The following is a 21,557-nucleotide window of genomic DNA, read 5'->3' on the forward strand; positions in this document are numbered from 1 at the left end:
CATCACCGCGTCGGGCGCCTGCGCGGCACCCCTGACCGGCCACCGGAGCGTCGGGAGGAGTTCACCGTCTGTCCGCTCATCGACCGGTGCCGAGGCCAACCGGAGCCGTCAGACTCCCGCCGGGCCGATCACCGGCTGTCGCCCGCGCCACCCGCGGGCCGCACCGCTACCCCCCACCGGCCGCTGACCAGATGTGTCCCCGGCCCGCCGGGGACACTCGACCGTGAGGGAGAATCCGATGAGATCCTGGCGCCAGGCCCTGTCCGCCACCGCCGCCCTGAGCCTGCTCACGCTCGCCGTGTCCGCGGGGAGTGCCTCGGCCGGCCCGCGCGCCGCCGACGCCGGCACCTCCGCCGACGACGCGCCGTTCACCTTCGCCGTGTTCGGCGACATGCCCTACGGCGACGCCGAGATCGCCGACTTCCCGCACGTCATCAGCCAGATCAACGCCGACCCCGAGGTCAGCTTCGTCACGCACCTCGGGGACATCAAGAACGGCTCGACGGTGTGCAGCGACGCGTACTTCCAGATGATCAAGTCGGACTTCGACCAGTTCAAGGACCCGCTGGTGTACACGGTGGGCGACAACGAGTGGACCGACTGCCACCGGCCCAACAACGGCTCGTACAACCCGCTGGAACGCCTCGCCAAGATCCGCCAGGTGTTCTTCTCCCAGCCCGGCCGGACCCTCGGTCAGAACAGCGTGCGGGTGACCTCGCAGGCCGACGAAGGCGTCCCGGAGGACGTCCGCTACACCCGCGCCGGCGTCGCCTTCGCCGCGGTCGACGTGGTGGGCAGCAACAACAGCATGGCGCCGTGGACCGGCAAGACCCAGCCCACCCCCGAGCAGGCCGCCGAGGTACTGGGCCGTACGGCGTCGGTGATCGAGTCCATCCACGACACCTTCGCCTCGGCACGCCGCCACCACAACCGGGCCGTCGCCCTGATGATGCAGGCGGACATGTTCGACCCCACCGTCAGCAACCCCTCGTACGCCGACTACTACGCGTTCCAGCCGATCGTCGCCGCCATCGCCCGCGAGTCGGCCGCCTTCGACGGCCCCGTCTACCTGTTCAACGGCGACAGCCACCTCTACAACAGCGACCAACCGCTGGCCGCCGGCTCCTCGTGGCTGTCGTTCTACCACCTGACCACCGCGGTGCCGAACCTGCACCGCATCACCGTCGACGGCTCCGACAACGCCAAGGACTACCTGAAGGTCACCGTCCACCCGCGCGGCCCCCAGGTCCTCGACTGGATCCGGGTCCCCCTGGCCGGCTCCGGCGCCTGACACACGGGTGCCTCGGCGGCCGGACCGCTGACCAGCGGTCCGGCCGTCGACGCCGTGTTCCCGTCCCGCCACCCGACCGGACAGGGCGAGTCGGACCGGTGGCGGAGGACCGCGAGTGCCGCGACAAAGCGGCGGGCGGTCCTCCGCGCGGTGCACACGGCCGGCCGGCCCGACCCCCAGGGGTCAGCCGGTGAACGCGGCCGTGCCGTTGGGTGTGCCGAGCCCGGACGGGCCGTCGTACCCGGTGGTGCCGGTGCACAGGTACGAGCCGCCGCAACTGCCGTTGGAGCCGCTGACGACGTCGTTCAGCGCCGAGGTGTGGGCATACGGGAAGGACGACGGGTAGGAGCCCGACGACGGGGTGCCGGCCAGCGCGTAGACCGCCGCGATCAGCGGGGAGGATGCGCTGGTACCGCCGAAGACCATCCAGCCGGAGCCCTGGCCGTAGGTGTCGTACACCGCGACACCGGTGTTGGGGTCGGCAACCGCCGAGACGTCCGCGACCGTACGGTTCGCGCAGCCGGAGTCCTTCTGCCAGCTCGGCTTGGCGTCGTAGGCGGAGCAGCCGGAGCCCGCCCCGTTCCACACGGTGTCGGTCCAGCCGCGCGCGTTGGAGGCCGTCTTCAGGGACGTACCGCCCACCGCGGTCACGTACTTGGAGGCCGCCGGGTACTCGACGCCGTAGCCGCCGTCGCCGGAGGAGACCGTGATGGCGACGCCCGGGTGGTTGAAGTAGGTGGAGTCGTACGTCGCGTCGCTGGAGGACTCCGAGCCGCCGTAGCTGTTGGACACGAACTTCGCGCCCAGCCTGACGGCCGTGTTCACGGCCGTGCCCAGGTTGGTCATGCTCGCCGAACTGGCCTCCACCAGCAGGATCTTGCAGTTCGGACAGGCGGCGCTGACCATGTCGAGGTCGAGGGAGATCTCCTCGGCCCAGCCGGAGTTGCCGCGCGGGTACTTGGTGCCGCCGCTCTGGTCCACCTTCTTGAAGCAGCCGTTGGCCGTGGTGCAGGCGGACAGGCCGTACTGGGATCGGTAGACGGCCAGGTCGGACTCGGCGCTCGGGTCGTCGTAGGCGTCGACGATCGCCACGGTCTGGCCCGAACCACCGCCGGCGGACGGCAGGTTGTACGCCGACTGGAGCGAGGCGGGGCCGTAGCCGGAGGGCGCGGCGGCCGCCGTCAGCGCACTCTCGGCGTGCGCCGAGGCGGGGGTGCCCGCGGTGACCTGCAGGGCGTTGCAGGCCATCACGTCCTTCTGCGTCGGAGCCGCGCAGGCGCGCGCGACGGAGACGCCGTGGGAGGCGGTGGCCTGGGCCGCCTGGCCGACGGGGGCGGCCAGGGCCAGGGCGGCCGTGGCGAGCGTGGCCACGGCGGCGAGGGAAACGGTTCTGCGCAACGTACGTCCTCCACGTGGTGGGTGTACCGGGAAGGGCTGTGGGGGGTGCGCGGTACGACCTCGGCGCGGGGTGTGCGCCGGGGCCGCGCAGAACGTACGGATGTCGGGGCCACGACAACAAGATGGATGTTGAAAGGGGAATGTTCCTTTACCTTTCCTGGGGAGTTCGCGTGTTGTTCCTGGGGGATTCATGGCCGAAATTCGACCCCACCATGGCTTGATCGACCGCCCTGACCGGCGGCGTCCACTGCGTCCGGCACGGTCGCCGCTAAAGGCCGCTTCAAGAGCCGCTGGTCGCCTCGGGTTCGCGTCTCAAGAGCCGCTGGTCGCTTCGGGTTCGCGTCTCAAGAGCCTCTGGTCGCTTCGGGTTCGCGTCTCAAGAGCCTCTGGTCGCTTCGGGCCCGCGCCCTCAGGGCGATCGACTATCTGTCGTACCGGGGGACGACTGCGCCACCCCCTTCGCGACCGGCACCCGTGTTCCGGTAACAGCTGTTACCATCGCTCCATGGCGAAGACACAGCTGGGTGCGCGCGTCGATGACGAGATCGCGGAACTGGCCAAGGCCCGCGCCAAGGACCGTGGCCTGAGCCTCGGCGACTACATCGCCTCCCTGGTACGGGAGGACGCCGGCGGACTGCGGCAGCGGGGGCTGGATGCCGCGCGACGCTTCCTCGACGAGCACCAGGCCCTCTTCGACGAAGCCGAGGACGCGGACCGCCGCGCGCCGGAGTCACACGCCGCGTAATGGAGCTGTACATCGACGTCCCCTGGATCCTGCAGGTCGCGGAGATCGCGGGCGCGGGTGATCCCTCCCCGGACGACTACGGTGTGCCGGTGGCCGCCGTCGCCTGCCACCGGGCCGAACTGCTGGACCAGCCCGTCTACGACGGTCCGTACGCCCGTGCCGCGGCGCTGGTGCACGTCCTCGGCCGCTGCCGCTGGCTGGAGCGGTCGAACATGGCCGTCGCCGCGGCGACGGGGGTGATGTACCTGGAGGCCTCCGGTATCCCGGTCAAGCCCACCCGCGAGGACGCCGTCGCCCTGCGCGACCTGCTGCGCGATCCCGGCTGCACCGCCACGAGGATCGCCGCCCTGCTGCGTGCCTGGCCGCGGACCACTTGAACCACGGCCGCAGGACGCATCCGCGGGGCAGAACCCATTGCGCCGTGATGACTCCGAATGGACATCGCGGTCCAGGCGTCCACGACCCGGCGGCTTCCGCCGCCACCTCGTCGGCGACGACCGCACGACACCGAAGCTGTTCGAAAGAACACCGGCATGCCCACCGTCGAGCCGGGCCGAGGCCGTTGCACGCCGCTCGGCTGCCTACGGCGAACCTCTGCGGTGCGCTATGGCGCTCACCGCTGTCGCCCTCGATCGGCCGGCACGGCGGAAGCCCTTACAGGTCGAACTCCACGTGTTCCACGTCGGTGAACTCGACGTCGAGGCCCTGCGCGCGGCGGCCGCGGTCGCGGAAGTAGATTTCGCCCAGTCCCTCGGCCGCGATGTCGCGCAGTTGCCGTTCGGTGGCACCGGCTTCCTGTGCGTCGAAGAGGCGGGCGGCGTACTCGGGGGGCAGGGCCACGGTGAGGTGGCGCAGTCGGGGGTCGTCGGTGGTGCCGGGAGCGGCGGTGTAGCCGAAGCGGGCGCGGGTGTCGATGACGATGCCGGCGGTCGTGGCCGCCTGCTTCCGCGCCCGGGCGCGGACCTGCGGCTGCCAGCGTCTGCGGACTTCGCGCTCCAGCCGCTCCGCAAGGTCTGGTCTGGGCTTTCTGATCTGGTCCTTGACGTACCGTTCGACGGTGCGCTGGCTGATGCCGAGCAGTTCCGCCACCGGCCTGGTCCCCTTCAACTGCCTGACCAGGAACCGCATCCGCGCGCCCGCGCTCTTCGGGATCGGGCGCGTGAACGCCTTCTCCAGCGCCTCCTCGAGGCCTTCCCCGACCGTGTCCATCGGTTGAGCCCTCTCTTACTCTCCGCCGTCGGCGGCGGTGATCTGGCCGTCCTTGATGTACCGGGCGAGGTTGAGGTCCTGGCCGTGCCTCTCGCGCGCCTCTTCGGCCCACAGGGTGGTCTGGGTGCCCTCGTGCTTGACCATCCCCGGACTCACCCCGAGCCGGAAACCGCCGGGCACCGTCTTGCCGCCCTGGTAGGGCAGGACGTCCAGCGGGCTGGAGCCCTCTGCGGCGTACACCGCGCAGTCCGACAGGATCGCCACGGGGTACCGCCCGGTGGCCGCGGCCAGGGCGACCATCTTGCGGTGCATGTTGATGCGGGCGCGGGAGATCACGGTCGCACGGATGTCGGGCCGCCATGTCGGCCGGGACAGGGCCGGCCACGGCCGGCCGGGGCGCCACCCGCCGCCACGCGGGCGCTCCCGCAGCTTGCCGATGCCGCCCTTGACGGTCGCCTTGATCGCGGACAGGACCACGGCCATCTCGGGATCACGCTGCTTGCAGCCCTCCATCGCCGTCAGGAACTCCTGCGGATCCAGCCCTTCCGGAACTCCGAGGTCGGCCATGGTGGCGACGTAGGCGTCCCGCAGCCGCTTGTACCAGGCGTCCAGGTAGCGGCCGCTCTCCGGGCGGACGTAGGCCTCGAGGGGGGCGACGTCATAGCCGAGTTCCACCGCGTACGCCACAGTCGGCGTCGCATACCAGGCCGGGCCTTCGGGCCGGTCGCCTCTCGGGGTGAACGGGCTGGGCAGCAGGTCCCCGTCCAGGTGCTGCCACTGCTTGCCGACCAGGACCCGGGACAGATCCACGTGGGAGAGGTCCACCAGCCAGCTTCCGGGCAGCTTCGGGTCGAAGGCCGGGTTCTTGACGTGGACCGGCTCGCACGCGAGGCCGACGACCGCGCCGTTGGCGGCCGCGCCGAAGGCGAGATTGACGTCGATGCCGACCACGTAGCGCTTGAGGCACTCCTCGTCCGTGAGCGGACGCGCCCAGTCGTACGCCTCCTCCAGCAGCATCTCCGCCGGGCCCCGCTGGTGGAAGCGCGGCAGGCCGGCGAGGAGGGGATGCCCGTCGGGCGCCTCGCACGGCGCGCACTGCACCGGGTCCGAGCCCAGGGAGCCCGGGTTGTGCTCACTGCGGCGGCGGCCGTCGGCGTCCGGCTCGCTCGCCCTCGTGGGCGGGTGCAGGGCGGTCATCAGCTCGAGGCCGGTCACGGCGGTGGAGCCTCGGGGGGTCATGACTCGGGTCGCGTAGACGCCCAGGAGCCGGGCGAGTTCGGCGGGCGGCAACTGCGCGGCACCGTCCCAGTGCCGGGTGTCGAGCGCGTCCCAGGACGGGATGCACAGCTGGACGCAGTGACGCCTGCCGCCCTCGGCCGGGCGGTAGATCCGCGCCCACGGCCCGAACCCGCGCTTCGTCAGTTGCCAGTTCGCCCGCAGCAACTGCTTGACGACCTTGTGGTCTTCGGGGATCCGCCCGGCCATGCGCTCGTCCTGAGCGAGACGGACGGGCAGCCCGTAGCGTTTGCAGGCGGCCTCGGTGAGCACGATCAGCGGGTCGGCGTCCTTGCCCGAGCCGTGCAGGCGCGGCGCGCCGAGTTTCGCGTCGGTCAGGGCCCAGTCGACCAGTGAGGGGAGCGACTTGGCGGGCACGTCCAGGACCAGCCCTCCGACGCAGTAGGCGAGGACCTCGCCCTCGTCATCGGCATCGACGACAGCCAGCGGCCCGTGCTCGAATCGCACATCGGCCGCGGCCGATGTGGTTGCGGGAGCGGTGGTGGTCCTCTTGGAAGCGGCCTTCTTCGCTTGCGGCTGGGTCGCGGCCTCCGGTGAGGAGTTCGCTACCGGGCGCGTCGTCGTGGCGGCAGCGTCCGGCGTCGGTCTGGTGGGCGGAGTCCGTGTCTGCGCCGGCGGCGTGCTCGAGGGCACGGGCTCAGTCGCGGGCGTCTCGCATGACGGGGCGGCCGCCGCCGTGACGGCGGTATCGACGGGGTAGAGCTCCGCGAGCTTCTTGAGTAGGTGCGCGTAGGCCTCCCGCTCCGGCGGCCTTGGTTCCGTCTTCCCGTTCTCCCAGCCGCTCACCGTTGCACGCCGTACCTTCAGCGCGCCGGCGACCTGGTCCAGAGTCAGACCGTGAGCCTGGCGCAGCCGCTTCCGTTCCGTCGGCGGCGGCAGCGGGGACGCGGAGGCGATCAACGCGTCAACCGCCTCGAACAGCTCCGACATACACACCTCCCGCGGCTCACCCTAGCCCACGAACCGTACGGATCGCGTACGGATGCCGGATGATTCGCGTACTTGCCTGCAGTCCCGGGTGTCCCGTGCCATCGAAGGCTGATCTTTGCCATCGAAGGTCGATGATCAGTAAGTTCGTGCCGTCGAACCCCCGGAAGAGACATGGCGCGACCTCATCGACCACCAGGACATCTGGATGCCGCCGGCGACTCTCACCCTGCGCCTCGAAACCGTCCGCGAAGAGCAGGCCGACCGCCAGCGAAACTCAGTGGCTGTTCGGGCCGGCTCTGCATACGTTCGGCCGCATGGCTGACGAATGCTTCGGGCATCCACGGCTCGCCGCGATCTATGATCCGCTCGACCCCGACCGCAGCGATCTCGATGCATACCTCCAGATGACGGAAGAGCTCGGGGCACGTCGCGTGCTGGACATCGGCTGCGGGACAGGGGTGTTCGCACTCCTCCTGGCTGATCGCGGAATCGAGGTCACTGGCATCGATCCCGCCCAGGCGTCCATCGACGTCGCTCGGGCCAAACCAGGCAGTGAACAAGTGCGCTGGATCTGCGGTGATGCCACAGACCTCCCGCCGCTGCAGGTTGACCTCGCGACGATGACAGCAAACGTCGCTCAGGCCATCGCCGATCCGCAGGCATGGCAGAAAGCACTGCGGGGAGCCTACGAAGCATTGCGACCTGGCGGGTATCTGATCTTCGAGACCCGCGATCCAGCGAGACGCGCCTGGGAGGAGTGGACCCGCGAGATCTCCTACCGAGTGACGGAGATCCCAGGCGTTGGATCCGTCGAGAGTTGGGTCCAGCTGATCGAGGTCCGCCGGCCTCTGGTGACGTTCCGCTGGACCTACGTCTTCGCTGCGGACGGGCAGGTGCTGACGTCGGATTCGACGCTGCGTTTCCGAGAGCGTGAAGAGGTCGAGAGGGACCTGGTCGCGCACGGTTATGTGGTGGATGACGTTCGCGACGCGCCTGACCGGCCAGGAAGAGAGTTCGTCTTCCTGGCACGACGTCCGTGATCTTCAGCGATCCACGCCACCCGACATTCGATGGCACACGCTCAAGGTTCGGTGACACAGGACACCGTGGAAGTGCACCCGGGTCCAGTGTGGGCGGACACCGGGCGGTGCCGGTCATGCTTGTGTGCGAGGTCGGGCGGACCGACGTCGGCAACGGACCACCGCACCGGGGTCGGCGTCGGCCAACCAGACCCCAGGGATGCCGGGACCTCCGGTGTCGGTCACGGCCAGGGCCGTATCGTCCACCGGCACCATGCCCGCCCACCTCGAACTGCTCGAAGAAGTGCCGTTCTTGGTCACGCGTCCCCCTGGGCGTGTGCGGCGCCTTGTACGGCTCGTGCGGGGCCTGCACGGGGATCGCATGGCCCTGAGGCACCGTGCGGCCGGGCCCCGACGGCGACCGACGGAAGGCCGGTCGCGGCGGGCCCGGCCGGACAGTCCCGGCTGTGCTGTCTCACAGGCTGCGCGCGGTGATGTCGCCGTGGGAGGTGGTGGCGCGGATGTCGAGCTCGGCGGTGCCGTCGTTCTTGAGGGCGTTGCTGATGCGGCCGTGGGCGGTGCTCGCGTCCAGGGCGGCCGACACGCCGGCCGCGGCGGTGACCGTGATGTCGCCGGACTGGGTGGTCAGCACGACGGTGCCGCGCACGGCCTCGGTGATCAGGATGTCGCCCCGTGCGGTGCTGATCTCCGCCGGCCCGCCCAGCCGGCCGACCTCCACGTCGCCGTCGGTCGCCGTCAGACGCAGGCTCGCGGCCTCGTCGATCTTGATGTGGCGGTACGCGCCGTCGAAGACGACGTCGCCCAGGCGGCCGACACCGCGCAGCTCACAGGCGGAGCTCCTGGCTTCGACGCGGGACCCGGCAGGCAGCTTGACGGTGACCTCCACCGACCCGGAAGAGCCGAAGATCTGGTTCTGGGGCTCCGCGGCGTGGATCCGCAGGACGCCGTCGGCGTAGGCGACTTCTGTCTGCTCCGCTGCCTTCACGTCACGGCTCTTGGACGGGTTGGCGGGCAGGACCTCGACCACGGTGTCGGCGCGGTCGGCGGCGACGAACTGGATGCGACCGGCGGGGACGTCAAGGACGACGGAGACCGGGGCGGAGGTGTCGAACTTCTGCATCGTGCTCTCCTGTACTCGCTGCTGTTTCCGACGAATGAAAAGCTACGTTGCTTTCCATCTAACAGCAACAACATCTTTGCATTGGAGAGGTATTTATGCAGGTCATAGCGCGACAATCGTTGCAGCGTCCTCTCGATTAACGCAACGTCAGGGCAGTCGGTCGTTGCAATGCAGTGACGGCGAACGCTATGGTGGCAGGCGCCGGACAACACCCGGAGCCCCACGGACCACCCGTGGAGACGAAAGGAGGCCGTGATGCCGGGAGGCAGGCTCACCCAGACCGAACGCCAGCAGATCGCGGCCGGACTGGCCGACAACCTGGCCTACGCCGAGATCGCCCGCCGTCTCGGCCGCCCCACCTCCACCATCACCCGCGAGGTCATGCGCAACGGCGGCCCCACCGGCTACCGCGCCGACCTCGCCCACCGCGCCACCCAGCAGCGCACCCGCCGGCGCCAGCAGACCGCGCCCCACAGGCCACAAACGCCCACGCAGCCCCACGGACGCGACCCCGAGGCCGTACGCGACTACCAGGAAACCCTCACCACCGTCTTCATGACCTCCGGCCTGCCCAAGATGATGGCCCGGGTCCTGGGCTGCCTCTACACCACCGACACCGGCAGCCTCACCGCCTCACAACTCGCCCAGCACCTCGCGGTCAGCCCCGCCTCCGTCTCCAAAGCGATCACCTACCTGGAGGGCCTGGACCTCGTCCGCCGTGAACGCGACGAACGCCGCCGCGAGCGCTACGTCGTCGACGACGACCTCTGGTACCAGTCCATGATCCGCAGCGCCCGAGCCAACGACCAATTCATCGAAACCGCACGACAAGGCGTCAACGTCCTCGGCCGCGGCACCCCAGCCGCCACCCGCCTCGAAAACGCCGCCCGGTTCCTCGACTACGTCGGCGAACACCTCATCCGCGCCGCAGAACAAGGCCGCGAAGTCCTCTACAACCACACCAGAACGAAAACGACCACGGACCACACCGCCGAACCGGGCCCGAGCGACGGACAGGCGACAGCCCCCGACACCACACCATGAACACCACCACCCACCCGGCCTGCACGAGGCGCAGCCACCCTCGGAGGGCAGTGAGGCATCGCGGTGAAGCACAGGCCTTCCTAACGCCAAGGATCGAGGGCGTGCTTGCCGCAGGTCCGGCCCGCTTCGAGTTGCTGCAGCACCGCCGGCCCCTCGGCCAGGGGATGGACATGGGGGGTGCCGGGCGGGTACACGCCGCAGGCTATGAGGGCCTCGATCTCGACGAGCAGCGACCGGTACAGGGACGGTGCCGCAGCCGCCAGCGCACCGATGTGCAGACCCTTGACCTGCACTTGATGGGTGAAGACCAGATCATGCGTGGTCAGAGTCGCATCGCCGGAAGCGGCGCCCAACACGACGATGCGCCCAGTGAAGCGTTTGGTGACCGACAGACTGGTCTCGAACGTGGCCTGTCCCACTGATTCCAGAACCAGCTCGACACCACCGGTCAGCCGTCTGATCTCCTCAGCCAGATCGTGGCGTCGGCTGTCCAGAACTTCGTCGGCGCCGAGTGCTTTGACCGTGGCATGCTTCGCTGGTGACGCCGTGGCGATCACGCGCGCACCGTAGTGGCGGGCGAGGCGAACGGCAGCCTGCCCCACGCCTCCGGCCGCGGCATGTACGAGGACCACCTCACCGGCCTTGATCTCGCCCAGCGGCTTCAGTGCCGCCAAGGCGGTAGCCCAGTTCAGCACCAGGCCGAGAGCCTCGGCGTCGCTCCAGCCGGAAGGCACGGGGAGCACATCCGCGGCAGGCATCGTCATGTACTGCGCGAAGGCACCGGGGCCAGTGCCGACGACGCGGGTACCGAGCTGGAGCGGACTCTCGACGTCCGGGCCGACACCCACGATCTCGCCGACAGCCTCGAAGCCCGCCACGTAGGGCGCCTGCGGGCCTCCGCCGTAAGTCCCATGCGTCTGCAGGACGTCAGCGAAGTTGACCCCGGCGACGCCCACGCGGATCAGGTACTCGCCGGGCCCCGGCGTGGGGCGGCGCTCGTCGGTCGTCAGGGCCAGGTCTTTCGGCCCCTGGTGCGACCGCTGGACCAGTGCTCGTACCGTCTGCTCAGCGGCATGCCGCTGCTCGTTGATCTCCATGCACCGAACGTAGGAACCTGACACTTACGTCAAGGTCAAGTGGCGGTCAGAGATCAGTACGGCGGGCCTGTCGAAGGTAGGAGTCCAGTGCCGCCTGCTGATCACTGAGAACGGCGATGCGAGCAGCGAGCCGATCGCGATAACTCTGCACCTCGTGCAGGAACTCTGCGCACACCACTTCCGTGCCGGCATCGGATGCGTCGGTGAGGCGGGGCAGGACTTCCCTGATCAGCCGCACGGGCAGCCCGGACTCCAGCAGTGAGCGGATGACGAGCACGCGATCGATGGTGGACTGGCAGTAGTCGCGGAACCCATTGTCGAAACGGCCCGGGACGATCAAGCCTTCATCCTCGTAGTGCCGCAACGATCTCGCACTCACACCGCTGACTCGGGAAGCTTCGCCGATCTTCACACCTGCAGCCAACGCCCAGGAGACCCGCGATCTTCCAGCACTCGCCACGACGAAGTGAACAGCCGCTCAGGTGTCAACAACCGCATGTCCCGCAACAATCGGCGGGTGACGGTCAGTCGGTTGTGGAGAGGGATGATCCGCCGCCATGGGACATGAGGTGCGGGCGGTGCAGATGACGTGGACCGGTGCGTTCGATGACCAGGAAAGCGGCGTCATCGGTGAGCTGCTCGCCAGTGTGCTCGAGCAGGTCGCGGTGAATGCGGTGCAGCAGGGCGTCGGGGCTTGAGGCGGCAAAGGAGGCGACCCGTTCCACGAGCGGGTAGAAGGCTCCGGTCGGTGAGCGGGCTTCGATCACACCGTCGGTGTAGAGCAGCAGCATGTCCCCCGGCTCCAAGGTGAACGGATCGGCGCGATCGTTCCGTACGCACAGGGAACACAGGCCCAACGGCGGTGCGGGCCGACGGGAGTGCAGCACGGTCACCTGGCCACCACGGATCAACAGGGGCGGCGGATGGCCGCAGTTCAGCATTTCGGCCTGCGGGCCCTGATCGTGGATCTCGAGCATGACGGCGGTGATGAAGTGCTCGCCGACGTCGTGCACGCTGTCGGCGACCTCCTCCAGGTTCCGGCAGACACTGTCTTCGACGGCGGTGACGAGTTCGGGCAAGGAGGCGTACCGGTGAGCGCCCTCACGGAACGCCCCCATCACCACCGATGCCTCGCCGATGGAAGCCAGCCCATGGCCTCGGACATCGCCGATGAGTACCCGGGTGGCGGGATGATCGGCGCGGGCGACCGCCAACAGGTCGCCCCCGATCTGGGTCTCGTCCTCGGCAGCGAGATACAGCCAAGCCACCCGCAACGGCCCGATCCGGCGAGGTGGGGGCCGCAGCAGAACCGGCTGCGCCGTCTCGGCCACCGACCGCAACCGGCCCAGCTCCCGGACACGGCGCTCCCTCGCATAGGAGATGAAGGCCACCAAGGCCGACAGCACGGCCAAAGCAATGAGCTGTGCCACGTGATTGGTCGTGGTCAGGCCGCCGTGGAAGATAGAGATGATCACCAGGGCGGCCTCCGCCAGAGCCCCGATCAGAGCGGTCAGCCTCGGACCGGCGAAGGAGGCGGTCAGCGTCGGCGCGATGACCAGCAGCGGCCCCAGATGAACACTGGCGCCTATACCGATGTCCGCCAGAGTGATGACCGCGATCAGCGCGAGCGCGATCACCAACAGACCGCGCCTCGCGCGCTGTTCCAAGAGGCGGTCTCCCGACATACCTCGCGCACCCATACGCCCTTTTTACGCCTTTTCGGGCCGCGCATGCCCCTCGCGTCACTTCTGTCGAGGTTGGTACGGCTCGCGGCGCTGCAGGTGAGCGCTGACGGCGAGTGCTCGTCCATTACCGTTGGTCACTATCCGAGCTCGTCGGGGCTGGTTCGAGGCGGCGCTGCCGCACGCAGCCGCAAGCGGACCGCCCCACCGTGTCTTGTGCCGCCGCAGCCGCAAGCACCGCTTCGGCGAGCTTCACCGGGGGCCGGCCGGTGCCCGTGTCGACCTGGTCCAAACCCAGCCGCTGGACGGCGTCGAGCATCATCGTCTGGTACCGCAGCGTGCGGGCAAGGAACTTGTCGATCAAGTGGCGATCCCGGGCGGACATCTGGTCATAACGGCTGGCTGCATGCATGCGGGCGGACAGGGCGCCCTCGTCCGCAGTGAGCCACACGGCGGCCGTGTGCGGCACGGCGAGGTTCGCGACATTCTCCGGCCAGAGCGCGGACCCCTCCAACACAAGCCCGTTCCTGCCAGTCTCGGCGAAAGCGTGGGTCGTGACGAGTTCCTCGATGCGGGGCCACAGCCGCTGATAGTGGTCGAGCACGGACGCAATGAGCTCATCGACCGTGAGAGACCGGTAGTGCTCGTCGACGTGCGGCGGAACGTTCCACTCCGGTGTCGGCCACGGTCGTCCGGGATGCCGCGCGAGCCCGTCCGTGGAGAGGCAGTCGAACCCGAGTCGGTCCGCCACCACCCGGGCCACGGTTGATTTCCCCGTGTTCGAGGTTCCTCCGATCAGCACCACTCTCACGCTGTTCACGTGAGGTGACGTTACCGGTCATGGCGGGGCGAGGCAGGCTTTCGGCGCAGGCAGACGACGCAGGCCACAAGCTGCAGCAGTCCGGACGAAGCCCCGCCTGTCCCACTCACGCTCCATTGCCTCGATGCCGCGGCGAGCCTGCCGTTCGTCACTTCCGATCAACGGCCTAGCCCTCCACCGGTGCCCCGCGTTGCCCGGCCGCGGCAGGCCGCGGCCCACCGGATGAGCGACGTGCATGACGCCGCGCGCTGGGAACAGGTGAGGCGACCCGTCGCCACCGATCGGAGACCCATGCCTCCCGACAGCCCCGCCTCGCTCCTGCCTCTGCTGCGCACCTCCGTCGGCCGGTTGCTCGCGACCGCGGCCGCGCTGTCGGACGAGGAGGTACGGGCCCCCTCACTGCTGCCCGGCTGGACCCGCGCCCACGTCCTGACACATCTGGCCCGCAGCGCCGACTCCCGCAGCCGACTGCTCGCCTCCGCCCGTTCGGGCACCGACCTGCCGCAGTACGCCGACGAAGCGCAGCGGGAGCGGGAGATCGAGGAGGGCGCCGACCGGCCCGCCGCCGTCCTCCTCAACGACATGGACACCGCACTGCACCGCTTCCTCGCCGCGGCCGGCGACCATCCGCAGGACGCCTGGGAGGTGCCGGTGCGCTGGCTCGGCGGCGGCCTTCGGCCGGTGCGGGGGGCCGTCGGGAGCATGCTGCGCGAGGTGGAAGTGCACCACACCGACCTGGCCACCGGTCACGGCCCGACCGACTGGCCCGCCTTCTTCGTCGCCCGCGAACTGGAGACGACCGTGAGGAGACTCCGCGCCGACCCCGAAGCCCCGCCCATGACGCTGCGCGCAGACGAGGACCAGACCGCGAGGGTCGTCGGAGACAGCCAGGGGCCACGGGTGACGGGGCCTGCGGCGGAGCTGCTGGGCTGGCTCACCGGGCGAACCGACGGCAGCGCGCTGACCGTCGAACCACCCGGCCCCCTGCCGACGCCACCGGCGTGGCGCCGCTGAGCCGAAAAGGGGGTCTCAGCGTCGGCTGTCGCCGACGCGAGCAGGCCGGTGAGCCCGGCGATCGCATAACCGGCCGCGGCGAGCCGCCGGCCGGCGGGCGTGGCGGGCGTCGTTGTCGGTTCAGGGGCGGTTCGCCGGGGCGTGCAGCCGTCGTACGTGGGCGGGGGCCGGACCGGTCGACTCGCGGTCGATGTAGGTGGTGTGCAGGGTGTGCCGACGGGGGCGGGCGGTGGCTCCGTTGATGCGGCGGATGAGGATGTCCGCGGCCAGTCCGCCGAGTTCCTGCACGGGCTGGCTGACCACGCTCAGCTGGGGCCGGATCAGTGTGGTCCACTCCGCGTCGTCGAAGCCGATGACCGAGACATCGCCGGGGATGCGGGCGTCGAGGTCGAGCAGGGCGTCCAGGGTGCCGAGCGTGGCCACGTTGTCGGTGGTGAACAGCGCGGTGGGGCGGTCGTTCGAGGTCATCAGTTCCAGTACGGCCGAGCGTGCCCAGGCCCGCTCGTAGCCGGTGTGCCGGATCAGTTCCGCGGACCGTGGGATGCCGGCGGCGCGCAGGGCCTGGCGGTAGCCGGCGACACGTTCCGTGGTCGTCCAGATGTCCGCGCCCGGCGCGAGGCGGGTGCCGTCGTCGCCGGGCATGGCCGAGGTGATCACCGCGATGCGGGTGTGTCCGGCGTCGGTGAACCGCGTCACCGCCGCCTTGACCGCTCCCCGGTTGTCGACGACCACGCTGTCCAGTGCGGCTCCGGTGAGAACACGGTCGAGCAGTACCACCGGGATGCCGGCGGAGACGGCCCGGGCGAGGTGTTCGGCGTCGGTGGCGGCCGGTGCCACCACGAGTCCGTCCACGCGGCGCTCGATGAACAGCTGGACCGCGGCCTTCTCCTTCTCGCTGTCCTCGTCGCTGTTGGCGAGGATGGCCTGCAGTCCCGACTTGGCCGCGACGTCGGCGATGCCGCGCACCGCCCGGGCGAAGTAGGCGTTCTCCACGTCGGCTACGACGACTCCGAGGGTGTCGGTCCGGCCGCTGATCATGCTGCGGGCCACGGCGTTGGTGCTGTAGCCGAGCTCGGCGGCGGCGGCCAGCACCCGTTCCCGCGTGGCCGCGCTCGCCGATCCGTATCCGCCGAGGACGCGTGCGGCCGTCGCCTGTCCCACACCGGCGTGCCGGGCGACGTCCGGGATGGTCACGCGTCGCCGCGGCTGCGCTCCTGGGGGCATGTCCGGCTCTCTCCATGTCGGCCCGGCGAACTCCGGGGAACGGGGCGGTGGAATTCAGCGCCATTCAACCATTGACGCGAGGCGCTGGGCCGTGGGTAAGGTACGACCGCGTTGGTAACGTTATCAATTCTCGCCGGAACGCATCCGCCCGCCGCCTTCCGGACGGCCGTCCCCGCGCCCCGCCCGACGGCCGCCCGCTTCTCCCCCTATCCGCACTCCGGAGGTCTCCGCGATGGCAACCGACACCCTTTCGCCGCCACCAGATGCCGCAGGCCCGGCCGTCACCCTCGTCGACGTGGTCAAGGACTTCGGCGGCGCGAACGGCGCAGCCGCGGTACGAGGGGTGAACCTCACCATCGCCGAGGGGGAGTTCTTCTCACTGCTGGGGCCGTCCGGCTGCGGCAAGACCACCACCCTGCGGATGATCGCCGGGTTCGAGGAGCCGAGCAGCGGGCGGATCCTGCTGCACGGCCGGGACATGGTCGGTGTCGCGGCCAACAAGCGGGACATCAACATGGTGTTCCAGTCCTACGCGCTCTTCCCGCACCTGAGCGTCGCGGACAACGTGGCGTTCGGGCTGCGCCGTCGGCGTGTCGCCAAGGGCGAGATCCACGACCGGGTCGACCGCATCCTGCACACCGTCGAACTCGCCGACAAGGCCGACCACCGCCCCCGGCAGCTCTCCGGCGGCCAACAGCAGCGCGTGGCCCTGGCGCGGGCCCTGGTCAACCGCCCGCGCGCCCTGCTCCTGGACGAACCGCTGGGCGCCCTCGACCTGAAGCTGCGCCAGTCCATGCAACTGGAGCTCAAGCGGATCCAGCGCGAGGTGGGCATCACCTTCATCTACGTCACGCACGACCAGGCCGAGGCGCTGACCATGTCGGACCGGATCGCGGTGATGAACGGCGGCCTGATCGAGCAGGTCGCTCCCCCGCAGGAGGTCTACGAGCAGCCCGCCACCGCGTTCGTCGCCGGCTTCATCGGCACCTCGAACCTGATCAGCGGGCGGTTGACCACCACCGGACCCGAGGGCGGGGCGATCGACCTCGGCGACGGACAGCGCATCACCGTCCCGGCGTCCGCCGCGCCCGGCGCCGGATCGAGCGTCCAGCTCACCGTACGGCCGGAGAAGATCACCCTGACCACCGGCCCGGCCGGCACCGCCAGCCGCATCCGCGGCACCGTGAGCGAGGTGGTCTACCTGGGCACCTCCACCAGCTACACGGTGACCACGAGCACCGGCGCGGAGATGACCGTCTTCCAGCCCAACGACGGCACCGCGAGCGTGGTACCGGCCCGCGGCGACACCGTCTGGCTTTCCTGGGCCACCGCCCACTCCTACGCGCTCGGCCCCGCGCCCGCCGCCCCGGCCACGCCCGCCACCGCCGGCCGGTTCTCCCCCGACTCCGGTTCCCTCACCGCGAGCTGACGACAGGTCGACCACCATGCCCCTGCAGCCCACACCCCCCGCGCCCTGGCTGCGCGGACTGACCCAGCGCCGCTGCTCCCGGCGCGGTCTGCTGCGCGCCGCGCTCGGCGCCGCCGCCCTGGCCCCGCTCGCCGCGTGCAGCGTGCCGGGCGCCCGCAAGCCCGTGCCCCGCACGGCCGCCGAAATCTCCGCCGCCGTCAGCGACTTCTGGGCCGGGAGGAAGAAGGAGGACCGGCTCAGCTTCGCCAACTACACGCAGTACATCGACACCGACCCCGGCGACCAGAGCCGCCACCCCACCCTGGAGGCGTTCACCCGCGCAACCGGCATCAAGGTCACCTACGACGAGGTGATCGACGACAGCGCCTCCTGGTTCGGCAAGATCCAGCCCGAGTTCGCCTCCGGACAAGGCATCGGCTACGACCTGATGGTGGTCGGCGGCGACAGCTACCTGACCAAGTACATCGAACTCGGCTACCTCGCCCCCCTCGACCACAGCCGCCTGCCCCACTTCGCCAGGTACGGCGGGATCGCGTTCAAGAACTCCTCCTTCGACCGCGGCAACGTCTACACCGTGCCCTGGCAGTCCGGCATGACCGGCATCGGCTACGACCCGGCCAAAGTCGGCCGGAAGATCACCAGTTGGCAGGACCTGCTCGACCCGAAGCTCAGCGGCAAGATCGGCATGTGGAACGACGCGGTGCAGATGGGCAACATCGCCCTGCTCGCCATCGGCGTCGACCCGGAGAAGTCCACCCACGCCGACTGGCGCAAAGCCGCCGCCTGGCTGCGCAAACAGCGCGACGCCGGCCTGGTGCGCTCCTACAGCACCACCACCTACCAGTCCTCCCTCCAACGGGGCGACCTGTACGCCTCCCTGGTGTACTCCGGTGACGTCTTCCAGGCCAACCAGAGCGGTTCACACCTGGAGTTCGTCATCCCCGACGAAGGCGGACTGCTGTGGACCGACAACCTCTGCATCCCGTCGACGGCCGCCCACCCCGTCGACGCACTGACCTACATGGACTACGTCTACCGGCCCGAGGTCGCGGCGCGGATCAGTGAGACGGTGCAGTTCGTCTGCCCCGTCCCCGCCGCCCGGTCGGTCATCGCGCACGACGCGGCCGCCGCCACCGGCAAGCGCCGGCCCCTGCTCGACTCGCTGAGCACCAGCCCCCTGGTCTTCCCGACCAAGGGCGACGAATCCAAGCTGCGCCACCTGCGGGTGCTCGACGAAGCGGAGGAGAAGCAGTGGAACGCGCTGTTCGAACCGATCTACCAGTCCTGACCCGCCGCCGACGGCGCCCCGGCGCGGCGCTGGCCCCGTACCTGATGGTGCTGCCCGGCTGGCTGTGGCTGGCCGCGTTCTTCGTGACCCCCGTCATCGTCATGGTGTTGCTGTCCCTGCAGACCGGCGACTTCATCGACGGCTTCCGCCAGACCTTCCACTTCTCGACCTATGCGAGGGTGGTGGAGACCTACCACGTGCAGCTCGTCCGCTCCCTCCTCTACGGCGCCGCGGCCACCGCCGCCTGCGCCCTCGTGGGCTATCCGGTGGCCTACTGGATCGCCTTCCGGGCCGGCCGGCACAAGTCGGTGTTCCTCTTCCTGCTCCTGCTGCCCTTCTTCGTCTCCTTCGTCATCCGCACCCAGTCCTGGAACGTGGTGCTCGCCGACAACGGCGTCCTGCTCGGCCCGCTCAAGCACCTGGGGCTGCTGCCCGCCGGCTTCCACGTCCTGGCCACCCCGTACGCGGTGATCGGCGGACTGACCTACAACTTCCTGCCGTTCATGGTGCTGCCCGTGTACGTGGCCCTGGAGCGGGTGGACGCCAAGGTGATCGAGGCCTCCACCGACCTGTACGCCTCCCGGGCGCAGACCTTCTGGCGCGTGGTGCTGCCGCTGTCCCTGCCCGGGTTGTTCGCGGGCGTGCTGCTCACCTTCGTGCCCGCCTCCGCCGACTACGTCAACGCCGGCATCCTCGGCGGCCCCTCGACCACCATGATCGGGAACATCATCCAGACCGAGTACTTCACCAACCTCGACTACCCGGCCGCCGCGGCCCTGTCCTTCGTGCTCATGGGCGCCCTGCTGCTGGCCGTGTTCGCCTACGCCCGCGCCCTCGGCACGGAGGACGTGCTGGAGGTGGCCGCGCGATGACCACGGAAACCGTCACCCCGGCCCAGGGCACGGCCGCGGCGCCCCGGTCCCGCGCCGGCCGGAGAGCGCGCCGCCGTCCCACGCTCACCGTGTACACCTGGCTGGTGCTGGCCTGGCTGCTGCTGCCGATCGCCGTCATGGTCCTGTTCGGCTTCAACGACACCCACAGCAAGGTGAACTTCACCTGGCAGGGCTTCACCCTCACCTGGTACCGCCACCTGTTCGCCATTCCCAACCTGACCTCGGCGCTGGTCAACAGCCTCACCGTCGCGCTGGTCGTCACGGTGGTCGCCACCCTGCTGGGCACCCCGATCGGCCTGGCCCTGGGCCGCCACCGCTTCCGCGGCCGCGGCTCCGTGGACCTGCTGCTGTTCGCCGCCATCGCCGCCCCCGAAATCGCCCTGGGCGCCGCCCTTTTGTCGCTGTTCATCGTCCTCGGCGTGCCCCGCGGCTACTGGACCATCGTCCTCGCCCACGTGGCGTTCTGCATCCCGTACGTGGCCATCACCGTACGGGCCCGCATGGCGGGTCACGACCCGACGCTGGAGGAGGCCGCCCGGGACCTGGGAGCCGGGCCCTGGACGGCGTTCCGGCTGGTCACCCTGCCGATGCTGCTGCCCGGTGTGGCTTCCGGCGCCCTGCTGTGCTTCGCCCTGTCCATCGACGACTACGTCATCACCAGCTTCAACGCCGGCCGGACGGTCACCTTCCCGCTGTGGGTGTACAGCGCCAGCCGTACCGGCGTGCCCCCGCAGGTCAACGTCATGGGAACGCTGATCTTCGTCGGCGGCCTGATCATCGCCGGCGCGAACGTCCTGTTCTCCCGGCGCCGCGCGGCCTGACCCCTCTCCCCCGCGCCCCCAGGACACCGGCCCGGCGCGGCCGGTGCGGAACCGACCCCTCGAAGGAAACCATCACCGTGCTCTCTTTCAACGAAGCCGAGTTCGTCGCCCAGACCGAAAGCCTCGTGGCGCTGCGCCCCCGGATCGAGGAGGTCGTCGACCGTCTCGTGGACGAGGGGTACGACAACGTGCTCCTCGTGGGCGCCGGCGGCACCTACGCCCAGATGTGGCCCTACGAGCACCTGGCCCGGCGCACCTCGGTGCTGCCGGTGCGAGCGGCCATCGCGGCGGAGCTGGTGGTCTCCGGTGACGCCCGCCTGGGCGAGCGCACGGCCGCCGTCTTCACCTCCGTCTCCGGCACCACCGAGGACAGCATCAAGGCCATCGACTACTGCAAGGAGCGCGGAGCGTACACGATCGGCTTCACCGGCCACCCCGACTCCCCCGTCGCCCAGCGGGTCGACACCGCGCTGGTCTCCGCCCCCAAGGCCTGGCCGTTCGACGTCCAGATGCTGCTGTTCATGGGCCGACTGCTGTCCCGGCGAGGCGAGTTCGAGGGCTACGACCGCCTCGCCGACGAACTCGCCGGCCTGCCCCGCATCCTGGTGGAGGTCGCCCGCCGGGCCGAGCCCGCGGCGTCCGACTTCGCCGAGGCCCACAAGGACACCGACTACCACTTCCTGATCGGCGGCGGGAACCTGTGGGGATTCACCTATCTGTACTCCATGTGCATCCTCGAGGAGATGCAGTGGCTGCGCACCACCCGGGTGCACAGCGCCGAGTTCTTCCACGGCTCGCTGGAGCTGCTGGAGGAGAACACCAGCGTGATCGTCTTCCAGGGCGAGGACGAGACCCGCGCGCTCACCGACCGGGCCGAGGCGTTCGCCCGCCGCGTCTCCAAGGACGTCACCGTCTTCGACACCCGCGACCACCCCCTGGACGGCATCAGCCCCGAGTTCCGCGGTCTGCTGGCACCGCTGGTCATGGACACCGTGATGGACCGGGTCAGCAAGCACCTGGAGCGGGTGCGCGACCACTCCCTGGACCTGCGCCGCTACTACCGCGTCATGGACTACTGACCGCCCACCGTCCCACCCACGTCCATCCGCCCAGGCGTGCCGGTGCCGGGGCATCCGGCACGCCCCGAGCGGGGGGGGGGGGGGGGGGGGGGGGGGGAGGCCCCTTGACGGGTAGGTGGGGAACCTGGATGTTTTTG

Annotated in this window: 20 protein-coding genes; 11 read left to right on the forward strand and 9 right to left on the reverse strand. The window is 70.0% G+C overall.

Annotated elements, in window-relative coordinates; genetic code table 11:
• The first annotated feature begins 238 nt into the window (after nucleotides 1-238).
• Nucleotides 239-1,291 (forward strand): metallophosphoesterase, encoded by a 1,053-nt coding sequence (locus tag ACZ4SW_RS30900; RefSeq protein WP_468252061.1) that lies wholly within the window; start codon nucleotides 239-241, stop codon nucleotides 1,289-1,291.
• 183 nt (nucleotides 1,292-1,474) lie between these two features.
• Here ACZ4SW_RS30900 and ACZ4SW_RS30905 read toward each other — a convergent pair whose 3' ends face one another.
• Nucleotides 1,475-2,689, reverse strand: a complete 1,215-nt coding sequence (locus tag ACZ4SW_RS30905) for a S53 family peptidase (protein ID WP_468252063.1) — start codon at nucleotides 2,687-2,689, stop codon at nucleotides 1,475-1,477.
• Nucleotides 2,690-3,194: 505 nt separating this feature from the next.
• Here ACZ4SW_RS30905 and ACZ4SW_RS30910 point away from each other — a divergent pair.
• Together ACZ4SW_RS30910 and ACZ4SW_RS30915 are read left to right on the forward strand one after the other, a co-directional pair.
• A complete protein-coding gene (locus ACZ4SW_RS30910) occupies nucleotides 3,195-3,434 on the forward strand; it encodes a hypothetical protein (RefSeq protein WP_468252065.1) in 240 nt (79 codons plus the stop codon).
• A complete protein-coding gene (locus tag ACZ4SW_RS30915) occupies nucleotides 3,434-3,811 on the forward strand; it encodes a fic family toxin-antitoxin system, toxin component (RefSeq protein WP_468252067.1) in 378 nt (125 codons plus the stop codon). Before ACZ4SW_RS30910 ends, ACZ4SW_RS30915 begins: the two co-directional genes overlap by 1 nt.
• A 277-nt stretch (nucleotides 3,812-4,088) precedes the next feature.
• Here ACZ4SW_RS30915 and tpg read toward each other — a convergent pair whose 3' ends face one another.
• Both tpg and tap read right to left on the reverse strand, forming a co-directional pair.
• Nucleotides 4,089-4,643, reverse strand: coding sequence for a telomere-protecting terminal protein Tpg (gene tpg / locus ACZ4SW_RS30920; protein WP_468252069.1), 555 nt, complete (start codon nucleotides 4,641-4,643; stop codon nucleotides 4,089-4,091).
• Nucleotides 4,644-4,658: 15 nt separating this feature from the next.
• A complete protein-coding gene (gene tap, locus ACZ4SW_RS30925; protein WP_468252071.1) occupies nucleotides 4,659-6,869 on the reverse strand; it encodes a telomere-associated protein Tap in 2,211 nt (736 codons plus the stop codon).
• A 314-nt stretch (nucleotides 6,870-7,183) separates the two neighbouring features.
• On the opposite strand from tap, the gene ACZ4SW_RS30930 reads away from it, so the two are divergent.
• The gene (locus ACZ4SW_RS30930; protein WP_468252073.1) at nucleotides 7,184-7,909 is read left to right on the forward strand and encodes a class I SAM-dependent methyltransferase; all 726 of its coding nucleotides are present in this window, start codon (nucleotides 7,184-7,186) and stop codon (nucleotides 7,907-7,909) included.
• Between the two features lie 454 nt (nucleotides 7,910-8,363).
• Here the strand turns inward: ACZ4SW_RS30930 and ACZ4SW_RS30935 are convergent, their stop codons facing one another.
• Nucleotides 8,364-9,029, reverse strand: a complete 666-nt coding sequence (locus tag ACZ4SW_RS30935) for a DUF4097 family beta strand repeat-containing protein (protein ID WP_468252075.1) — start codon at nucleotides 9,027-9,029, stop codon at nucleotides 8,364-8,366.
• Between the two features lie 255 nt (nucleotides 9,030-9,284).
• Between ACZ4SW_RS30935 and ACZ4SW_RS30940 the strand changes: the two genes are divergently transcribed.
• Complete coding sequence (locus ACZ4SW_RS30940) at nucleotides 9,285-10,073, forward strand: GbsR/MarR family transcriptional regulator (protein ID WP_468252077.1); 789 nt, start codon at nucleotides 9,285-9,287, stop codon at nucleotides 10,071-10,073.
• A gap of 80 nt (nucleotides 10,074-10,153) precedes the next feature.
• Here ACZ4SW_RS30940 and ACZ4SW_RS30945 read toward each other — a convergent pair whose 3' ends face one another.
• The 4 genes from ACZ4SW_RS30945 to ACZ4SW_RS30960 all read right to left on the reverse strand — a co-directional run bounded on the left by ACZ4SW_RS30945 (nucleotide 10,154) and on the right by ACZ4SW_RS30960 (nucleotide 13,672).
• A complete protein-coding gene (locus tag ACZ4SW_RS30945; protein WP_468252079.1) occupies nucleotides 10,154-11,170 on the reverse strand; it encodes an NADPH:quinone oxidoreductase family protein in 1,017 nt (338 codons plus the stop codon).
• A 46-nt stretch (nucleotides 11,171-11,216) separates the two neighbouring features.
• On the reverse strand, nucleotides 11,217-11,582 hold the full coding sequence (locus ACZ4SW_RS30950; protein ID WP_468252081.1) for a MerR family transcriptional regulator: 366 nt from the start codon (nucleotides 11,580-11,582) through the stop codon (nucleotides 11,217-11,219).
• A 112-nt stretch (nucleotides 11,583-11,694) separates the two neighbouring features.
• On the reverse strand, nucleotides 11,695-12,837 hold the full coding sequence (locus ACZ4SW_RS30955) for a PP2C family protein-serine/threonine phosphatase (protein WP_468252082.1): 1,143 nt from the start codon (nucleotides 12,835-12,837) through the stop codon (nucleotides 11,695-11,697).
• A 142-nt stretch (nucleotides 12,838-12,979) separates the two neighbouring features.
• Entirely contained in the window at nucleotides 12,980-13,672 is a 693-nt protein-coding gene (locus ACZ4SW_RS30960) for a hypothetical protein (protein WP_468252084.1), read from the reverse strand.
• A 291-nt stretch (nucleotides 13,673-13,963) separates the two neighbouring features.
• Between ACZ4SW_RS30960 and ACZ4SW_RS30965 the strand changes: the two genes are divergently transcribed.
• Entirely contained in the window at nucleotides 13,964-14,686 is a 723-nt protein-coding gene (locus tag ACZ4SW_RS30965; RefSeq protein WP_468252085.1) for a maleylpyruvate isomerase family mycothiol-dependent enzyme, read from the forward strand.
• A gap of 120 nt (nucleotides 14,687-14,806) precedes the next feature.
• Here the strand turns inward: ACZ4SW_RS30965 and ACZ4SW_RS30970 are convergent, their stop codons facing one another.
• Nucleotides 14,807-15,910: a LacI family DNA-binding transcriptional regulator gene (locus tag ACZ4SW_RS30970; protein ID WP_468252087.1), complete on the reverse strand. Its 1,104-nt coding sequence runs from the start codon at nucleotides 15,908-15,910 to the stop codon at nucleotides 14,807-14,809.
• Nucleotides 15,911-16,142: 232 nt separating this feature from the next.
• Here ACZ4SW_RS30970 and ACZ4SW_RS30975 point away from each other — a divergent pair, with 232 nt between their 5' ends.
• The 5 genes from ACZ4SW_RS30975 to ACZ4SW_RS30995 all read left to right on the forward strand — a co-directional run bounded on the left by ACZ4SW_RS30975 (nucleotide 16,143) and on the right by ACZ4SW_RS30995 (nucleotide 21,420).
• Nucleotides 16,143-17,339 carry an ABC transporter ATP-binding protein gene (locus ACZ4SW_RS30975; RefSeq protein ID WP_468252089.1) on the forward strand — a complete coding sequence of 399 codons (1,197 nt, stop codon included), beginning with the start codon at nucleotides 16,143-16,145 and terminating at the stop codon, nucleotides 17,337-17,339.
• Between the two features lie 16 nt (nucleotides 17,340-17,355).
• Complete coding sequence (locus ACZ4SW_RS30980; RefSeq protein ID WP_468252090.1) at nucleotides 17,356-18,627, forward strand: polyamine ABC transporter substrate-binding protein; 1,272 nt, start codon at nucleotides 17,356-17,358, stop codon at nucleotides 18,625-18,627.
• Nucleotides 18,591-19,499 carry an ABC transporter permease gene (locus ACZ4SW_RS30985; RefSeq protein WP_468252092.1) on the forward strand — a complete coding sequence of 303 codons (909 nt, stop codon included), beginning with the start codon at nucleotides 18,591-18,593 and terminating at the stop codon, nucleotides 19,497-19,499. Before ACZ4SW_RS30980 ends, ACZ4SW_RS30985 begins: the two co-directional genes overlap by 37 nt.
• Nucleotides 19,496-20,341 (forward strand): ABC transporter permease, encoded by an 846-nt coding sequence (locus tag ACZ4SW_RS30990; protein WP_468252094.1) that lies wholly within the window; start codon nucleotides 19,496-19,498, stop codon nucleotides 20,339-20,341. Before ACZ4SW_RS30985 ends, ACZ4SW_RS30990 begins: the two co-directional genes overlap by 4 nt.
• A gap of 77 nt (nucleotides 20,342-20,418) precedes the next feature.
• Nucleotides 20,419-21,420 (forward strand): SIS domain-containing protein, encoded by a 1,002-nt coding sequence (locus ACZ4SW_RS30995; RefSeq protein ID WP_468252096.1) that lies wholly within the window; start codon nucleotides 20,419-20,421, stop codon nucleotides 21,418-21,420.
• The last annotated feature ends 137 nt before the right edge of the window (nucleotides 21,421-21,557 follow it).

This window comes from Streptomyces sp. NPDC028331 (assembly GCF_055565775.1).

Excerpts from the sequence above, each read along its gene's own strand:
- tpg (WP_468252069.1), bottom strand. The coding sequence starts at position 4,643 with ATGGACACGGTCGGGGAAGGCCTCGAGGAGGCGCTGGAGAAGGCGTTC.
- ACZ4SW_RS30940 (WP_468252077.1), top strand. The coding sequence starts at position 9,285 with ATGCCGGGAGGCAGGCTCACCCAGACCGAACGCCAGCAGATCGCGGCC.
- ACZ4SW_RS30930 (WP_468252073.1), top strand. The coding sequence starts at position 7,184 with ATGGCTGACGAATGCTTCGGGCATCCACGGCTCGCCGCGATCTATGAT.
- ACZ4SW_RS30990 (WP_468252094.1), top strand. The coding sequence starts at position 19,496 with ATGACCACGGAAACCGTCACCCCGGCCCAGGGCACGGCCGCGGCGCCC.
- ACZ4SW_RS30975 (WP_468252089.1), top strand. The coding sequence starts at position 16,143 with ATGGCAACCGACACCCTTTCGCCGCCACCAGATGCCGCAGGCCCGGCC.
- ACZ4SW_RS30970 (WP_468252087.1), bottom strand. The coding sequence starts at position 15,910 with ATGCCCCCAGGAGCGCAGCCGCGGCGACGCGTGACCATCCCGGACGTC.
- ACZ4SW_RS30945 (WP_468252079.1), bottom strand. The coding sequence starts at position 11,170 with ATGGAGATCAACGAGCAGCGGCATGCCGCTGAGCAGACGGTACGAGCA.
- ACZ4SW_RS30910 (WP_468252065.1), top strand. The coding sequence starts at position 3,195 with ATGGCGAAGACACAGCTGGGTGCGCGCGTCGATGACGAGATCGCGGAA.
- ACZ4SW_RS30915 (WP_468252067.1), top strand. The coding sequence starts at position 3,434 with ATGGAGCTGTACATCGACGTCCCCTGGATCCTGCAGGTCGCGGAGATC.
- tap (WP_468252071.1), bottom strand. The coding sequence starts at position 6,869 with ATGTCGGAGCTGTTCGAGGCGGTTGACGCGTTGATCGCCTCCGCGTCC.
- ACZ4SW_RS30935 (WP_468252075.1), bottom strand. The coding sequence starts at position 9,029 with ATGCAGAAGTTCGACACCTCCGCCCCGGTCTCCGTCGTCCTTGACGTC.
- ACZ4SW_RS30900 (WP_468252061.1), top strand. The coding sequence starts at position 239 with ATGAGATCCTGGCGCCAGGCCCTGTCCGCCACCGCCGCCCTGAGCCTG.
- ACZ4SW_RS30965 (WP_468252085.1), top strand. The coding sequence starts at position 13,964 with ATGCCTCCCGACAGCCCCGCCTCGCTCCTGCCTCTGCTGCGCACCTCC.
- ACZ4SW_RS30980 (WP_468252090.1), top strand. The coding sequence starts at position 17,356 with ATGCCCCTGCAGCCCACACCCCCCGCGCCCTGGCTGCGCGGACTGACC.